At 39.4% G+C, this 15119-nt stretch carries 11 protein-coding genes and 1 pseudogene; 10 read left to right on the top strand and 2 right to left on the bottom strand.

What is annotated here, in order from left to right; genetic code table 11:
• The first annotated feature begins 62 nt into the window (after positions 1–62).
• Positions 63–356, top strand: coding sequence for a YcgL domain-containing protein (locus AC0KH7_RS01125; RefSeq protein ID WP_029939529.1), 294 nt, complete (start codon positions 63–65; stop codon positions 354–356).
• A 194-nt stretch (positions 357–550) separates the two neighbouring features.
• Positions 551–1162 (top strand): superoxide dismutase, encoded by a 612-nt coding sequence (locus tag AC0KH7_RS01120; protein WP_472369947.1) that lies wholly within the window; start codon positions 551–553, stop codon positions 1160–1162.
• Positions 1163–1253: 91 nt separating this feature from the next.
• Here AC0KH7_RS01120 and AC0KH7_RS01115 read toward each other — a convergent pair whose 3' ends face one another.
• Together AC0KH7_RS01115 and AC0KH7_RS01110 are read right to left on the bottom strand one after the other, a co-directional pair.
• Positions 1254–2387: a methyl-accepting chemotaxis protein gene (locus AC0KH7_RS01115; protein ID WP_472369945.1), complete on the bottom strand. Its 1134-nt coding sequence runs from the start codon at positions 2385–2387 to the stop codon at positions 1254–1256.
• 206 nt (positions 2388–2593) lie between these two features.
• Positions 2594–3022: a rhodanese-like domain-containing protein gene (locus tag AC0KH7_RS01110; protein ID WP_472369943.1), complete on the bottom strand. Its 429-nt coding sequence runs from the start codon at positions 3020–3022 to the stop codon at positions 2594–2596.
• Positions 3023–3115: 93 nt separating this feature from the next.
• On the opposite strand from AC0KH7_RS01110, the pseudogene AC0KH7_RS01105 reads away from it, so the two are divergent.
• The 8 genes and pseudogenes from AC0KH7_RS01105 to AC0KH7_RS01070 form a co-directional block, all read left to right on the top strand.
• Positions 3116–3496, top strand: a pseudogene (locus AC0KH7_RS01105) (thioredoxin family protein); the annotation flags it as partial.
• Positions 3497–3602: 106 nt separating this feature from the next.
• A complete protein-coding gene (locus AC0KH7_RS01100; protein WP_472369941.1) occupies positions 3603–4907 on the top strand; it encodes a tyrosine-type recombinase/integrase in 1305 nt (434 codons plus the stop codon).
• Positions 4900–6546 carry a hypothetical protein gene (locus tag AC0KH7_RS01095; RefSeq protein ID WP_472369939.1) on the top strand — a complete coding sequence of 549 codons (1647 nt, stop codon included), beginning with the start codon at positions 4900–4902 and terminating at the stop codon, positions 6544–6546. The genes AC0KH7_RS01100 and AC0KH7_RS01095 overlap by 8 nt, the downstream gene beginning before the upstream one ends.
• A 3-nt stretch (positions 6547–6549) precedes the next feature.
• Entirely contained in the window at positions 6550–8517 is a 1968-nt protein-coding gene (locus AC0KH7_RS01090) for a hypothetical protein (protein ID WP_472369937.1), read from the top strand.
• Positions 8514–8903 (top strand): hypothetical protein, encoded by a 390-nt coding sequence (locus AC0KH7_RS01085; RefSeq protein WP_472369935.1) that lies wholly within the window; start codon positions 8514–8516, stop codon positions 8901–8903. The genes AC0KH7_RS01090 and AC0KH7_RS01085 overlap by 4 nt, the downstream gene beginning before the upstream one ends.
• A 61-nt stretch (positions 8904–8964) precedes the next feature.
• Complete coding sequence (locus AC0KH7_RS01080; protein ID WP_472369933.1) at positions 8965–11226, top strand: DEAD/DEAH box helicase family protein; 2262 nt, start codon at positions 8965–8967, stop codon at positions 11224–11226.
• Positions 11216–13354, top strand: a complete 2139-nt coding sequence (locus AC0KH7_RS01075; RefSeq protein ID WP_472369932.1) for a sigma factor-like helix-turn-helix DNA-binding protein — start codon at positions 11216–11218, stop codon at positions 13352–13354. The genes AC0KH7_RS01080 and AC0KH7_RS01075 overlap by 11 nt, the downstream gene beginning before the upstream one ends.
• A 5-nt stretch (positions 13355–13359) precedes the next feature.
• Entirely contained in the window at positions 13360–15117 is a 1758-nt protein-coding gene (locus AC0KH7_RS01070; protein ID WP_472369930.1) for a hypothetical protein, read from the top strand.
• The last annotated feature ends 2 nt before the right edge of the window (positions 15118–15119 follow it).

The raw sequence follows: 15119 nt of genomic DNA, 5'->3' as shown, positions 1-15119 counted from the left end.
AATAAGATTTTGTTAAAATATCGCCATTTTACAGCCACCCGTTTTCAATGAAGGACATGTCGATGTCATTAACCGTATCCGCTTTTAAAAGCCCAAAAAAAGAAGAACTGTATCTGTTCGTCCCGCAAGAAGACGGACTGGAAAAACTGCCCGACGAACTGCTGGTGATGTTTGGCGAGCCAGCCCATGTAATCGATTTTGAACTGACGCCTGACCGTAAAATGGCGCGTGTCGATATCGAAGAAGTTCGCACCTCCCTGGAAAGCAAAGGGTATTTTATGCAAATGCCCCCTTCCGAAATAGAAAAAATGGGGGACATGCCAGCCCCACCGGAACACCTCGATAACATTTTTTAAAGACGAACTCAGCGCCCCCAGACGCTCTCAACCCCTTCCATTAAATACCCGATTGTTTCAGTCGGGTATTGATAATTCCGGTTTTGTCGTTAAAATAGACCACACGACAACATATCGATTCACCTTGTCTTTCGGATGAATCGACACATACGAATTTCAACCCGATTCAATCAAATTTAAAGGAATGCATAATTATGGCTTTCACACTTCCTGATTTACCTTATGATTACGACGCTTTGGAAGTTTCCATCGACGCACGTACCATGGAAATCCACCACACCAAACACCATAACACTTACATCACCAACCTGAACAATGCCATTGCCGGCACTGAAAACGAAGACAAGTCATTGGACGAGTTGATTGCCAATGCCGGTTCGATTTCACCTGCGGTGCGTAACAACGGTGGCGGGCACTGGAACCACGCTTTCTTCTGGGAAGTGATGACCGGCGACAGCATGGGCACGCCAAGCGGTGCTTTGGCGGACGACATCAACGCCACTTTCGGCGGCCTGGATGCCATGAAAGAAAAATTCAACACCGCTGGTGCCACTCAGTTCGGTTCCGGTTGGGCTTGGCTAACGGTTGCCGCTGACGGTAAGCTGCAAATTTCTTCCACACCGAACCAGGACAACCCTTTGATGGACGTCGCTGAAGTGAAAGGCACGCCAATCCTGGGCTTGGACGTTTGGGAACACGCTTACTACCTACGTTACCAAAACCTGCGTCCGGCTTACATGAAAGCCTGGTGGGACGTGGTTAACTGGAATAAAGTTTCCGAGTTGTACGAAGCCGCAAAAGGCTAAATATCCTATTCGTCATGGATTGCTCTGTGACGTTTCCACTAAAAACCCGCTTCGGCGGGTTTTTTAATGTCTGGAAAATGGCTTCACGCCGTTAGTGCAAACACAAAATATCCGGACGGCTTTCGGCATCGGTCACCATGCGTTCCAAACATTCCTGCACCGCCGTACTGGCGGTTTCCATCTTTTGCAAGGCCGATTCCATTAATTCAAAATCGTCATTTTGATACGCTTCCACGACACGACGCGCTTGCAAGTGCACTTCTTGATGCGGTTTTTCCAAATCGGCATAGCCATTCAGTTGCGAATAACATTGCACCCCTTCACCTTCATAGTACCACTGCCCCAGAGCACATTCCGTGTGTTCGTTCAATTGCAACGATTCTGCCGGCAGCGACCCCATCAAATACTGATAAACCCGCATTTTATAAAGCAAATGGTCCAACTTGACCTTGTTGGTGAAGCTGCGCAAAGCACTGGACGCAATCACTCCGCTCATGTCTTCGTTGCGACCAATCAGTTCGGACAACGCCTGAGTGGACTGCTCACTGAACGCATTCAACTGAATCATTTCTTCTCGGGCATCGTTCATTTGCTCACGAGAACGTGCAATTTCTTTCTGGATCAGCGTCACCAAGCGTGAAATATCCCGCGTGGCGGTCGCGGTTTTTTGCGACAGGTTTCGCACCTCGTCCGCCACCACCGCAAACCCGCGCCCGGCTTCCCCGGCGCGTGCCGCTTCAATGGCCGCATTCAAGGCCAACAAATTGGTTTGTTCGGAAATTTCGGTAATCATCGAAATAATGCCGTCAATCTCCACCGCACGATTACCAAGTTCTTCCGACGCCGAGGCCGCTTGAGACATCAAATCCGCCAGTTTGGTCGACTTGGAGTGGATGTTATCCACCCGGTCACGCGTCGTCGCCGACAATTGCGTGGACTCTTTGATGCTGTCACGCCCATCCATCAACACTTGCCCCTGCTGAAGCAAACCGCCCTGAAACCCTTGCAGGGAATCGGCGAAAAACCGCATCGAATAAAAGACCTTATTGCATAAATCCAGCTGGCGGGCTTGTTCGTGATCAAACGCGGGGGCGTCGGTGACTTGAATCGATGATGTGTGCAACTGTTCCAATTGTTCCGTCAGCGCCAGATTTTCATTCTTTAAGCGCTTCAGTTCCTCTTCTTGCTTTTGATAAAGCGTTTTATATTTATTATTGAAGAACATCCTAATGCATTCCTCCTGAATCACATGTTCTATTGAGTCGACTTTTTATAAGCAGAAATCATTAGCAATTTCCGTACCGGACCTAGTTTACCCAAATCACTTATCGCCGGTACATCATTCTGCTCCATACCGGGAAAAAACCGGGGCATAGATACAAAAAACCCACCAGGCCTGGTGGGTTTTCACTGTCGGCATCAAAGTGCTAATCAGTCGATACGACAAGGCTCTTTCAAAACCACCGTCATGTTTTCGTCCGACGGAATCGCCATCGGGAAACCGGCCGCTTGCCAGCCGTCCATGCCACCAACCAAGTTGGTCACGTTCTTAAAGCCCATTTCGGATAAGGTTTGAGTGGCCAACGCCGCGCGCCCGCCGGATTTACACACCACCAACCAAGCGTCATCACGGTGATCGCGCAGTGCCGGATTGGCCCCAGCGTATTCCATATCCACCGCCGGCTCCAAAACGCCTCTCGGAACATTGATCGCGCCGTCAATCGCGCCGGCCAGGAACTCGCCCGGTTCGCGTACGTCCAGTACTTTCACGCCTTTTTCAACCAATGCACGACCGTCTTCCTGAGACACTTCTTGAATCACTTGTTTGGCCGCTTCGATATAATCCATCAAACTTTTCAATTGTTTTCTCCCAATGTTCTTTTTAGTTTAATTCTCTATAATAATTCACAAGGCTCATTTTAACCCGCACCTCATCCAAAATAAGGAAATATTATGGTCAGTTTAACCACACCGGTGTGCGATTTCGGACAACCGGCCATTGATTTTAACCTGCCCGGCGTGGACGGCCAGAACTGGACGCTGGAAAAGGCCAAAGGGCCGAACGGTCTGTTGGTGATGTTCATCTGCAACCACTGCCCTTATGTCAAAGCCATCCAGACGCGCTTGGCCAACGATACCCGTATTCTACGCGATGATTATGGCCTCAACAGCATTGCCATTATGTCGAATGACCCGACCGAGTACGCCGAAGACTCTTTCGACAATATGAAACGCATTGCCGAGACGTTCGATTTTCCGTTCCCGTATGTCATGGACGAAACGCAGGAAGTGGCCAAAGCCTATGGCGCGGTCTGCACACCGGACTTCTTCGGCACGGTAAACATTTAAACTATACACTTTACTACTTTACTTTAAACCATAGACATAATTTTAAGCACCTGTTAAGCTGTATCCATTCTTAAATTATTTGGTTAGAGCTATGGCGGTACTTGAAAATATCAACCATCATTCAATGATGCTTGAACCATCTTCAATCAATTCAAAGCACGGTTTTATTTCCAATCCCAACAGAAAGTCCATCGATTCATTCCCTCAAATTTTCTTCTCAGACGGTGAACCTTGGTACGAAGCCAATAGATACGCTTTTTATCGCCATGATGATTTGCAAAAAGATTTAAAAACCGTTAGCCGTGAAATGACGCACTTGGCACGTTATGCCGACTGGTTAGAAGAAGAAGGCTTACACTGGCTACATTTCCCGAAGAAGAAAGGTGAACGTTGCTTATTCAAATTTAGAGGGTATCTGATAGACCAAAGAGATAAGGGATACCTTGCACCATCTACCGCAACGCAAACCATGACATCCTTAATAGCCTTTTATCGCTGGGCTTCAGCAACAGACTATGCAGGAGACCGCTCAAAGCTCTTTGATGACCAAACCAAAGTCATCTCCTTTTTCGATAAAGTTGGTTTTAGCCGAACCATGAACGTGACATCCTCAGAACTTTCTATTCCAAATCGAGCTAGAACAGGAACCACCCTTGAAGATGGTTTAACGCCAATTAATCAAGCTAGCACTAAAACTCTTATGGCTTACCTATCCGAACATCGTAACTATGAACTTTACTTGATGTCGAAGGTCGCACTTCAAACAGGTTGCCGCCACGAAACAGTTACAACGCTTAATATTGATGCCCTTAAAAACGCATACCCTGATCAAATGCTGGCAAACATCATGAGAGTAAAAGTTGGCCCTGGAACAGCTGTAGAAACTAAGTTTGATGTATCTGGAGATATTTATGTTCCTCAAGCACTGCTTTCGGAATTAATCGAATACTTCAATTCGGCAGAAGCTATTTTAAGACGCTCCAAAGCCTCGCACTCACTACAAAGAAATATCTTCTTAACATCTAGGGGGAACAGGTACACCACTCAGACGTTTGGCACACTACTACACCGTTTGAAAAGCGAGCTGATTGAAAGAGGACATACGGAGTTTGGTCGTTTTAAATTCCACCAGCTAAGAGCAACATTCGGGACAATGTTGATGCGAGCACTTTTAAACACCCAAGGAATGTCTTCACTGAATGCGATTGAATTTGTTCAAGAAGCGATGCTTCACAAAGAACCAAGCACCACTTGGAAGTACATCAAATTCATTGAAAAAGAGCCTGTTGAGGAAAAATTCCTCGACACTTTATGGTCAATGTTTACAGGTTCAAAAGATCAAACCAATCAAATTATTGAACATATAACCAGTGGGGAGATGTTTGATAATGAATAAATTACCTGATTTGACTATCGTGCATCATAGAATAGAAAATCAAAAAGCTCCGACTTGGAATCTAATGCCTTTTATCTACCAAAATGGAATAAAAGTTAATCGCCAGAAGACCAACTGGACAGACGATCTAGTGATATTACCCATTATCAACTCTCGAATTGAGATATTTTTTGCCCTCAAAGAATATGCAATTGGATTATTAGACTTTGGTACAACTCAAGCGAGCCTAAAAAACTATATCTACAAACTAAAATATCTAATCCGCTATATTGATGAGAACAGTAAAGACTTTGACACACCTGAAGCAATCGGACACGTTTTGTATGGTTACGCAGAATATGAATTTGAACGGACCCTGCAAAAGAAAATAAAGCCTGCATCGGCATACCATAACGTCAATCAAGTAGCCGTTTTTCTTAAAGGAGCAATAGAAGGGATTGACTTTGATATTAAGCATACTCGATTAAAAAACGAAAGAACTTCTCGTAGAGCTATAAGCCGTTCCGCAGAGAAAGCCATGTTAAGCGACGCGGCTAAATTAGCTAGGTTTTGTTTCGATATCACACAAAATTTTCTTCCAACGAGCTTAACGACAGGAAAGCTTCCTATTAAAATTAACATTAGCTCTGAACTGACAAAAAAAAGCATTAATTTAACACCTCGCAAAAAACAGCCAACGATTGTTGAAGAAAATTTTATTAACACTCACGCAGCTCAAGCATTCAATAATCGCGTTTCCGCTGAGTTAATGATTTTCCTAGCTATGACTGTTCAAAATATAGCTCCGACATTAAAATTACTTCGTACCAAATTTGACTATAAACCTCTTGGTGAACAATATGAAATTCGAGAGTATAAAAATCGACGAGGTGGTGAAGTACTGTTCAAAATACCTAAGCCATACAAACCATATTTTCATGCATACCTAAGTTTTATTGACGAATATGCTCCAAACTCAACCTTGCTGTTTCCTTTTTTACAGAAAAACATTGGATATAGAAAAAGAACTGATGCTGATTTTGCATCATTTAAAAATATCTGCATTTCAAATGACATTCCTTGGACAGCACCAACGCAATTTAGAAAAATTGGGCTGAATATTTTAATGAGGCTTTGTTCAGACGAAGAAAGCTCTGCTGAATATGCTAATCACGGTGTAACCGTATTTAGACAATCCTATGAATTTCCATCCCTTCAAAGAGCCATCATTGAAGTTACTCGGTTTTGGGAAAAGAACGATCCACTAACTCACGGCAGACCAAAGGTATCTTTATTTAATACGCCTTGTAATGGCATGCCAGAACCAATAGAAGACGCAACCAATAAGTTACCCGAACCTAACTGCATAAGTCCGACAGGATGCATAGGCTGCAAACACTATAGAGATGACAATTCATTGGACTACATTTGGAATTTGCTAAGTTTTAAATATCTGAAAACCATTGAATCAAGTTCGCATCGAACAAAAGAATTAAAACCTTCAAATATTGCGATTGACTGGGTTAATCTAAAAATCAATTGGTTTAAAAACTCTGGTAACACTCAACATAAAGAATGGGTTAAAGAGTCTGAAATGAGAGTTGAAGAAGGCGATTATCACCCGAACTGGTCTCGTAAAATAGAGAAATACGAAGGATAAACCGTGCAGCATTTGGCAAAAAATCTCCAATTTAAAGCAGACATACCTTTTGTAACAAAGAGTTCACCTTGCTTCAAATCCTTAGATTTTCCTCCAAAACATGAATTTGTCATGTCAATTGACGAAAAAGGGAATACTGTTTCCCAATATGGTGATGATGTTTGGAATTTTGAAACATTTGGCAATCCAAACCCAATGCTATTCAACGATTATGACGAGGAAAATAAGGCAAAGTTTAAACAGGTAATGTTTTATGTCATATATAGTCATTTATTTCCAGCAAAGTACATCAGTTTGAGAGTCTGGTATCACGTATTACAACCTATTTTTAGAAAATGTACGGAACTAAAAATTCAGGTAAAAGAGTTGAGCAGATATCCCAAAATAGTTGAAAGCATTGCACAGCAATTTGCCTTTAATTCTCCATCTATTTTCAAAAATAGTGTTTGGTATCTTGATCAGCTTTATAAGAATCATCAAGAAATCGGCTTTACTATTCTTGATGAAAAAAGTATTTCTTTATACAAAACTTATGACCCAGAGTATGAGCTAGGTCAAACTCCTTACATTCCTTCATCAATATGGACAAAGCTCATTAAACACCTAGATATTGTTCTTGATGATTTTGAAATATATCAAAGCAAGCTAGAATCACTTTATAAGTATCTAGTTTCAACAACCATTACTAACCAAAAAAATGGCGCAAAACACCCCAGCCCTTTCGATAAAAACCGCTGTGCAGACAAAATAAAATACGGAGGAACATTTGAAAATTATTTAAATGACAATGGGTTACTTGAACTCTTTGAAAAGTATGCTGGTCGTCGAGGAGGCACTGTTGGTTACGAAACAAGCCAATTCAATTACATTGTCAACAATACCATGGTTAGCTGTTATTTAATTGTGCTTTTTTACTCACTTATGCGCAAAAAAGAAGCGTTGTCGCTTCGTACCGATTGCCTCAAAACAGAAGTTGATGAAAGGCTTGGAGAGTTTTATTTAATTACTGGAGAAACAACCAAAACTGACACCGACAGTGATGATAGATGGATTGTAAATAATCGAGTTGCAAGGGCTGTAAATATTGCTAAAACATTAATTGATTGGAAACTACGGTACATAGAAGCACCTGAACAAGCTCCTTTTTTATTTCAACGAGTGGACGCCTGGACAAAAGGTGTACGTTCAAACAAAGTCAGAGATTTTGATCGATGCGATTATCTGATAGAGCATGGTTATAAATTTTTTAATAGAGACCAATTTATTATCACACAACAAGACTATGACGAAGCGCTTGCTTTAACTCCCACACTAGCACGAGAGAATTGGTTCAAGGTTGGCAATATTTGGCAATTTAGCTTCCACCAATTCAGACGAACCCTTGCAGTCCATTTTGCTCTCAACAAAGTCTCACCTTCATCTACTCAACTGCAAATGAAGCACGGTACTCGTGAGCAGCAATTCCACTACCAAAACAATGCAGGCAAGTTGCGTTTAAATCATTTAGCTGAACAAGAAGTCGTAAATGAGTATTACGCTGAAATGTCTCGTAATATAGCGTCGGTAGTGCATGGTGATGCAGTACTTCCTCACAAACAATCACCTGTTAAACAAGATGTCGTTTGCTTTGTAGAAGAAGGCGAAATGAAAAAGCTGCTAAAGGCTCAGAAAAACGGTGCAGTAGGTTACAGAAAAAACCTGCTTGGTGGCTGTATGAAGCAAGAGGCTTGCGAGTATGGTGGTTTTGATTCAATCACTCATTGTGCAGGTGGTACTGGCGGAAATATGTGCTCAGACCTCATTATTGACGGCTCAAGAGAGCAAGAGTTTAAAGACGATAAAGCATTCTACGAAGAACAAATGGATGAAGTTCCAGAAGACTCCCCAAGGTACGGTGCATTGAAAGCCGAAGTGCGAGGATATGAAAAAGTTTTAGAGCTTATTAAAACTAAAAAAGGCGGTGCAAAATGAGTAAAGCAGAAACACTATTCAGAGAAGCTTTTGAACGCCTCAAAACAAACACACCTATCAATCTGCCAAAAGGAACCAAGGTTAGCCAAAATAACGTTGCTAAAGAAGCAGGAAAGCACACTACAGCGCTTAAAAAAGACCGCTTCCCCTTGTTAGTACTAGAAATACAAGATTACTTAAAACAACAGGAAATTGATAGCGACATCATCAACAAGAAAAAGCAACTGCGGAAACAACGAACACTTGAAGAACGCCTTGCAGATTGCAAAAAGCAGCGCGATAAACTGGCATCAATTTGCGAAGCGCAAGCCCAGCTCATTGACGACTTGAGAGACCAATTAAGTGACTGCGAGAATGGTATTAGCAAGCCGACTAGTATTAAATAGTTGCCTAAATACGTAAAATGCACATAAAAAATATATTTCCATATAGAAAATAGAAAAACCAATGATTACTGACTTTAAACAAATAGATTCACTACTCCCTTCCGACTTTGAAATTTTCGTAAAAGAGGTTTTTGAAGATGCTGGATGGAATGATGCCGTAATTACTCAAGTAGGCAAAGAATATTCACATGGCGACGGTGGGGTTGATATTTTTGCTTACAAGAACGGAAGAAAATTTGCAATCGAGGTAAAGCAAAGGAATATAAGTACTACTGTTGATACAAAAGCCTTAAATCAGTTAGTTACTGGTGCAAAATTAGCTAACGTCCAAAACATGATTCTCGTTACAAATTCTTATTTCACCTCAGAGGTAAAAGTACGAGCCTTAAAGTTAGGCGTTGAATTATTCGACCGTGATGGACTTCAAAACTTGTGGCTTGAAAAGCACTCAGAAATTGGTCGAAACATCAAAATGCGTCAGTATCAACAAACGATCAATGATGAAGCATATGCAAAAATCAAAGAGAACAAAACAAAACTTCTAATCGAAATGGCAACAGGTCTTGGAAAAACTTACACCGTTGCAAATTTAGTAAAAACATTGATACAAGATGAACATTCTTCGATAAAAAAAGTACTATTTTTAGCTCACCAAGTTGAAATACTCCTTCAGTCTGTAACGGCATTCAAAAATATCCTAGGAATCGGTACATATTCATTTTCAGCTTGCTTCAATGGTGCTCCTCCAGAAAATACTGACTTCGTATTTGGTTCCTTTGATACCTTCTACTCCAAGATTTACCAACTTAAAAAGGATGAATTCGACCTTGTCATCGTAGATGAAGCTCACCATGTACCTGCAAGAACTTATTCTCAAGTTGTTAATTTCTTAAATCCACGGGTGCTCATTGGCCTAACAGCAACTCCATTCAGAGAAGACTTAAAAAGTGTTACGCAGTTTTTTGGAGGTCATGACGGACATATCGGGAAATATGATTTAGCTTGGGCACTAAAGCATAACAAGTTAGCGTTCCCTAAATACAAAGTGATGCTTGATGACCTAAGTAACGAACAGCTTGAAATGTTGAAAAACGGGATGTCCGTATCAGATGTAGATAAATCATTATTTTTGCACAAAAAAGATGAAGAAATTGTTCGGTTAATCGAAAAAGAAGTTTCTCAACAAAACCTTCAAACACCAAAAGGAATCGTTTTCTGTAAAAGCATTGAGCATATGCAGTACATGATTAAATTCTTCAAACCAGGTTCAGCAACACTTGTTCACTCTAAAATGCCAGATTCTCAAAGACGAGAAAATATACGTTCATTTAGGGAAGGTGACCACAGCTACATACTTGTTTGTGATCTCTTTAATGAGGGCGTAGACATCCCTGAAACGAATCTACTAGTTTTCATTAGATACACTGGTTCAAAAACTGTTTGGCTACAACAATTGGGTCGAGGTTTAAGGAAGACCAAATCTAAAGAATTTGTAGTAGTTTTAGATTTTGTGGGTTCATTGGAAAGGCTTAACGAAGTACATGCACTAGCTGAAAGCGTTAGAAACACTCCTATAGACAAGGATAATTATGAAGAAAGGACTAACGCTGAAAAGCAAGCAGAAAAAGAAAAAAAATCAGTAGTTCACAATGACTATATTGAGGTTACTTACAATGAGGCAGCCGCTGATGTCTTAGAACTAATCAAAAACCTTAATTACAGATTAAACTTCAGGTCAGAAGCTTTAAACCTCTGTAGACAATTCTATGAAGTTGAAGGTCGTTTTCCAGATTTCTATCGAATACATGATGAGCTTGAGGGCTTGAGTCGAGATCAAATTAATACTCTATTTGGCTCTTATTTATCATTTCTTATGATAGCTTTCGACATGAGCACTTTCGATTCAAAATTAAGCTTCATCCAGGAAAAATGTCATAAAATCCTAAAAGAATTTGAAGAAAGTGGATTTACTCCAAGTGATAAAGCTATTAGCCAAGAATCCATTTTTGAGCACCTTCCACTGTTTACTGAGAATGAAGTAAAAAGCATCTTAAAACAAAAAACTAAACAAGAAAAACTGAATACCAAGGAAATCATTGAGCCTAAAGAGGTCAAAACTCTAAATGGTGTTAATGAAACAACTATCAAAAACGAGAATCAACCAGAAGAAAATGAAATCGAAAAACTTGCTCTTTTGGATAAATATAAACATCTTGAAAAGATGGCAGATTTGAAAAATATACCAGATAGTGACATGAAAATTATCAAACGTCTATTTAGATCAAAACTTCTATTTTTAAGTGTGGTCACAAATGCAAAGTAAATCCTTTTCAGACTATATTGAGCTTTGCCAGTTCGTAAAAAAATTTGGTGTTAACATTGACCATAATTTCGAAAAAGTCACAAAAAAAATTTTTGCTTTAGTTGACTCAAGAATATTACCCATCAAAACAGTGACTATTGATGCATTGCTAGAAATCCAATCGATAGATTTAATAAAAATCAGAGGAGTGGGTTCAGGGTATGCTTTTTTACTTGATGAAATGCAAAAAACACTTTCTAACAAAAATTTTGACCCGCTTGAAGTGATGGATGCCTCAGAAAAAATCTGTTTTTCTAGAAAATTAATAGAAGATTTAAGATGGAGTTATAAAGGACTTAGTCAGCAAGGAGACAAATACCTGAAAAACCTAATCAAGGATATTGGTAATTTAGATTTAATCGACATCATTGATTTGGATATAGATTTATTGAAGCAACAAAAAGGATATGGAAAAAATAAAATCCAAATCATTACTGAGTTACAAGAGAAGTTTTTTAATGAGCTATTGAGAGTGACAGAATTAGGTAATAATTTTAATTATGGGCAATCCGACTTAATTACATCAATTCAAAGTAGCTTTTATTCTGATGTTGATTTGGAAGAGATAATTATTGAAGACATTGAAGATTTTGCTCTTGAATTACCTGAAAATGAAAGTGATATATTCATTGCAAGACTAGGCTTCAATCATCAAATACTTACCCTAGAAGCTCTTGGACAGAAATACGGTGTAACAAGAGAACGAATTAGACAAATTGACAAAATAGTCTTTAACCAATTCGTTAAAAAGTTTTCAATTCCTTTGAAACTCATCAAAGACCAAATTCTTTATAAAACTGAGGATAAATTCCTTACCATGCCGACTTTGTACTCCCTTTTTGATAAGGAGCAAAGTTTCTATGCTTTTTTTGCACGGCTCCTACAAAGCAGTGCAGAATTCGATGTAGGTGAATTCAAGCCATTAAGTAACCTAAACTTATTTGATGAGTTCTTCACTGAAAATAAATCACCATTTGAAAAAGACGACCTAATCAACGAGTTGGTTTCAAGTACAGGAATAAGTTTTATCAAAGCTTCTATTACTCTCGATTTTCTTACCGAGGAAGGTGTTTTTACCCAAAACCTAGAAGGCAAATATTTACCATCTAGGTTAGGAAAAAAAGAAGCCTTAGCCCATTCTCTTTTAAACTTCCCTAATGGTCTTCCCTGGAAAGATGCTGCACTTTTTACAAACAGTAAAGGATACTCTAGAAATAATGTATACACAGACAGGTTAGATGGAGCTTTTAATACATCAGAAAACATTTACCAGTCAGGTAGCGGTACTTATAAACACCTAATCTTCTCAGGCTTGAACGATGTCGATCTGGACCAGGTAATCTTAGATGCAAAAAACTTTCTTGAAAAACTTCCAAACAATTCCTGTCATTTAAATGAGTTTTTTCAAATTTATCATAAGAAAAACAATCTAGGCTACTTTGAGTTAAGGCACTCTCTTAGAGAGTATGGAGAGTTGCACGGAGTATTTTTCCAAGGTAAATCGAATCAAGATAGTATCTCATTGAATCAAGCTGCTAGCCTTGGGGGACAACGAGAATTAATTATCAACCTTCTTAACCAAGCCCCTGGTCCTCTATCAAAATCTGAAATCGCACAAAAAATTCGAAGTCAAAGCTTAAGACATGCCAATTTCTATCTATTTGAATTAATGAATGAAAAGAAAGTTATACGTGTTGAAAACATGCAATATTCAACTCCAGAAAAGATGTTTAAGAACATTAATATTGATAACTTACTTCTTCAAATTAAGGATTTGGTGACTAGTTCAACAAAACCAGTTGAAGCAGACGTACTTCGACAAAAATTAAACCTTAAAAATAGTTTGAATTATTCCAAATATTTTTATTTATCATTAGCTGATATCTACTTAGATAAAATTGGCTTGTATAGAACCAAAGGTTTTCTCTCTTCAAATCCTATCGAATTTAATGGATTATCTGGATTAACCAATCTGGTATGTGATAAACAACTTTCATTCAACGAAAATATTGAGATCGTTAAAAACAGAGTCCTAATCACAGATACGGTGGCTCAATCTGCAGTATCACAGTTCTATTACATTAGGTGATAATCATGAAAACTGACTGGATACTCCAAAACAAAGATACACGTCGAACATTTTCTAATTCGACCTGGATACCTTTAAGAGCCTCCCAAAATACTGAACATGGTGATATTAAGAGCATAGGTTACACCTGCGAATTTTTTGGCTGTGGGTCAGTAGCATTTCCGCCAGAACAACACGAAATTGCTAATAACCTTAGCTGGGGAGATATTGGAATTGGTCACAATGTGGAGCCATACGCTTATGAAGATGGATATTATGCGTCAATTGAACAGTATCAGCGTAATGATAAAGAACCTATAGGTATCAATCTAGTTTTTGAACACTACCAACCCGTGGTTGGCAAAAGAGTATGGATTCTTAATCCAGATTTAATTGTTGCCCTTGGTCTAATCAAAGAAGGTTCCGGCTGGGTAAGACCTGAAGAAGATTTTGCTGTTGTCGCCCGTGAGATAATTGATGACGAAGGAAATCATCAATTAATCGAAATTAAACGTTCATTTCTAATTGATTATTTAGCGGCAAGAAACCTTTCTCTTCGACTCTCTTATTACCGTCAACGAGTAGAGAATGTCGATTCACTTGAAGATAGCCCTTATGAGAGCTTAGAAGAAGTTCAAGAACAACGAGATGATGGGCAATTTGAATTACGGATTAGAACCCTAGAACAAATTTACGGTGGAAACTGGTCTGCCATGCGAATCTGGCGTACTGACGTTGATGAAGAAGACGATGCTCCAGTCATGGGTGTAGAAAACGACGTTAATACTGATTATGAAAAATCATCAGGCTATCATGAAGGTTACTCTGGTACTCGAATAGAAGGAGAGTTTTGGCGTGACGAATGGATTAACCATCAAGGAAAAAGCATTCGTGTTAGACGTGATAACGATGACACCCTTCCTCAGTTTATAGTCGAAACTGATGGGACTCGATTACCTTCTGCAAATTTAAATAATGAAGATGTTGGGCGATGGCTTTGGTTTAACTCTAGCATAGTAACTGAATTGCTGAACCATCGAGGCTTCTACTTAGAGTGGTATACATCTAAAACAGGCAGCATTAAATCCACATCGGGATATCAAATTCATTTTGGGTTAAATGATTCAGATTTAATTACCGTTTATGCCTGTGATATAACCCGCCTTAATGCGTGGGAGCAGCATATCTGGGCTGCCCACAACCTCGTACCCGACGGTAAAGTTTCAAAAGAACTATTAGCGTCTCAAGTTGAAGCCAAGCCTGCATCAACTGAAGCTGTTGAGGTATTGTTACTCGAAGTTATGAAAATGCTGGAAAAAGGTTTCAAAAGAAGATTCAAGGTTGAGCTTTTCTCACACAAGACAAATGAAGTGGAAATAACTCAAAAAATTTCTCGCTTCGTTAGTAAAGATCAACCTTCTTTACTTTCCTTGGCTAAGGAACTTGTTCGCGTGTTTTCAGACCGCTTAAATAAGACTGAACTACGTAAACTAGCAACTCATGAAAAGAAAAAAGAACTGGGTTCAAATAAACTTCTTGAAGATATATTAGCCAATGAAATAGGAGCTGAAAAAGCTCGTGAAGTCTTTGGCATAATTGCTGGTGTTTATGACATGAGGCTTGGAGATGCCCACCCAACAAGCTCTAGAATTGGAGATGCTTTAAAACTTGCTGGTATTGATAGTAGCAAGTCATTTCTAGGTCAAGGAGAGCAACTTATTTCAAACTATGGTCAATCAATTTGGTTGATTGGCAAATTGCTTTTTGAACAAAAGAAGGAATAAAT

The organism is Hydrogenovibrio sp., from assembly GCF_965140365.1.
Classification (GTDB): domain Bacteria; phylum Pseudomonadota; class Gammaproteobacteria; order Thiomicrospirales; family Thiomicrospiraceae; genus Hydrogenovibrio.
The sequence above is the reverse complement of the archived record's forward strand: the minus strand, read 5'-3'. Positions and strand labels throughout refer to the sequence as shown.

What these genes read in the sequence shown, in the direction of transcription:
- AC0KH7_RS01125 (WP_029939529.1), top strand. Translation starts at nt 63, where the DNA reads ATGTCATTAACCGTATCCGCTTTTAAAAGCCCAAAAAAAGAAGAACTG.
- AC0KH7_RS01120 (WP_472369947.1), top strand. Translation starts at nt 551, where the DNA reads ATGGCTTTCACACTTCCTGATTTACCTTATGATTACGACGCTTTGGAA.
- AC0KH7_RS01115 (WP_472369945.1), bottom strand. Translation starts at nt 2,387, where the DNA reads ATGTTCTTCAATAATAAATATAAAACGCTTTATCAAAAGCAAGAAGAG.
- AC0KH7_RS01100 (WP_472369941.1), top strand. Translation starts at nt 3,603, where the DNA reads ATGGCGGTACTTGAAAATATCAACCATCATTCAATGATGCTTGAACCA.
- AC0KH7_RS01095 (WP_472369939.1), top strand. Translation starts at nt 4,900, where the DNA reads ATGAATAAATTACCTGATTTGACTATCGTGCATCATAGAATAGAAAAT.
- AC0KH7_RS01085 (WP_472369935.1), top strand. Translation starts at nt 8,514, where the DNA reads ATGAGTAAAGCAGAAACACTATTCAGAGAAGCTTTTGAACGCCTCAAA.
- AC0KH7_RS01080 (WP_472369933.1), top strand. Translation starts at nt 8,965, where the DNA reads ATGATTACTGACTTTAAACAAATAGATTCACTACTCCCTTCCGACTTT.
- AC0KH7_RS01075 (WP_472369932.1), top strand. Translation starts at nt 11,216, where the DNA reads ATGCAAAGTAAATCCTTTTCAGACTATATTGAGCTTTGCCAGTTCGTA.
- AC0KH7_RS01070 (WP_472369930.1), top strand. Translation starts at nt 13,360, where the DNA reads ATGAAAACTGACTGGATACTCCAAAACAAAGATACACGTCGAACATTT.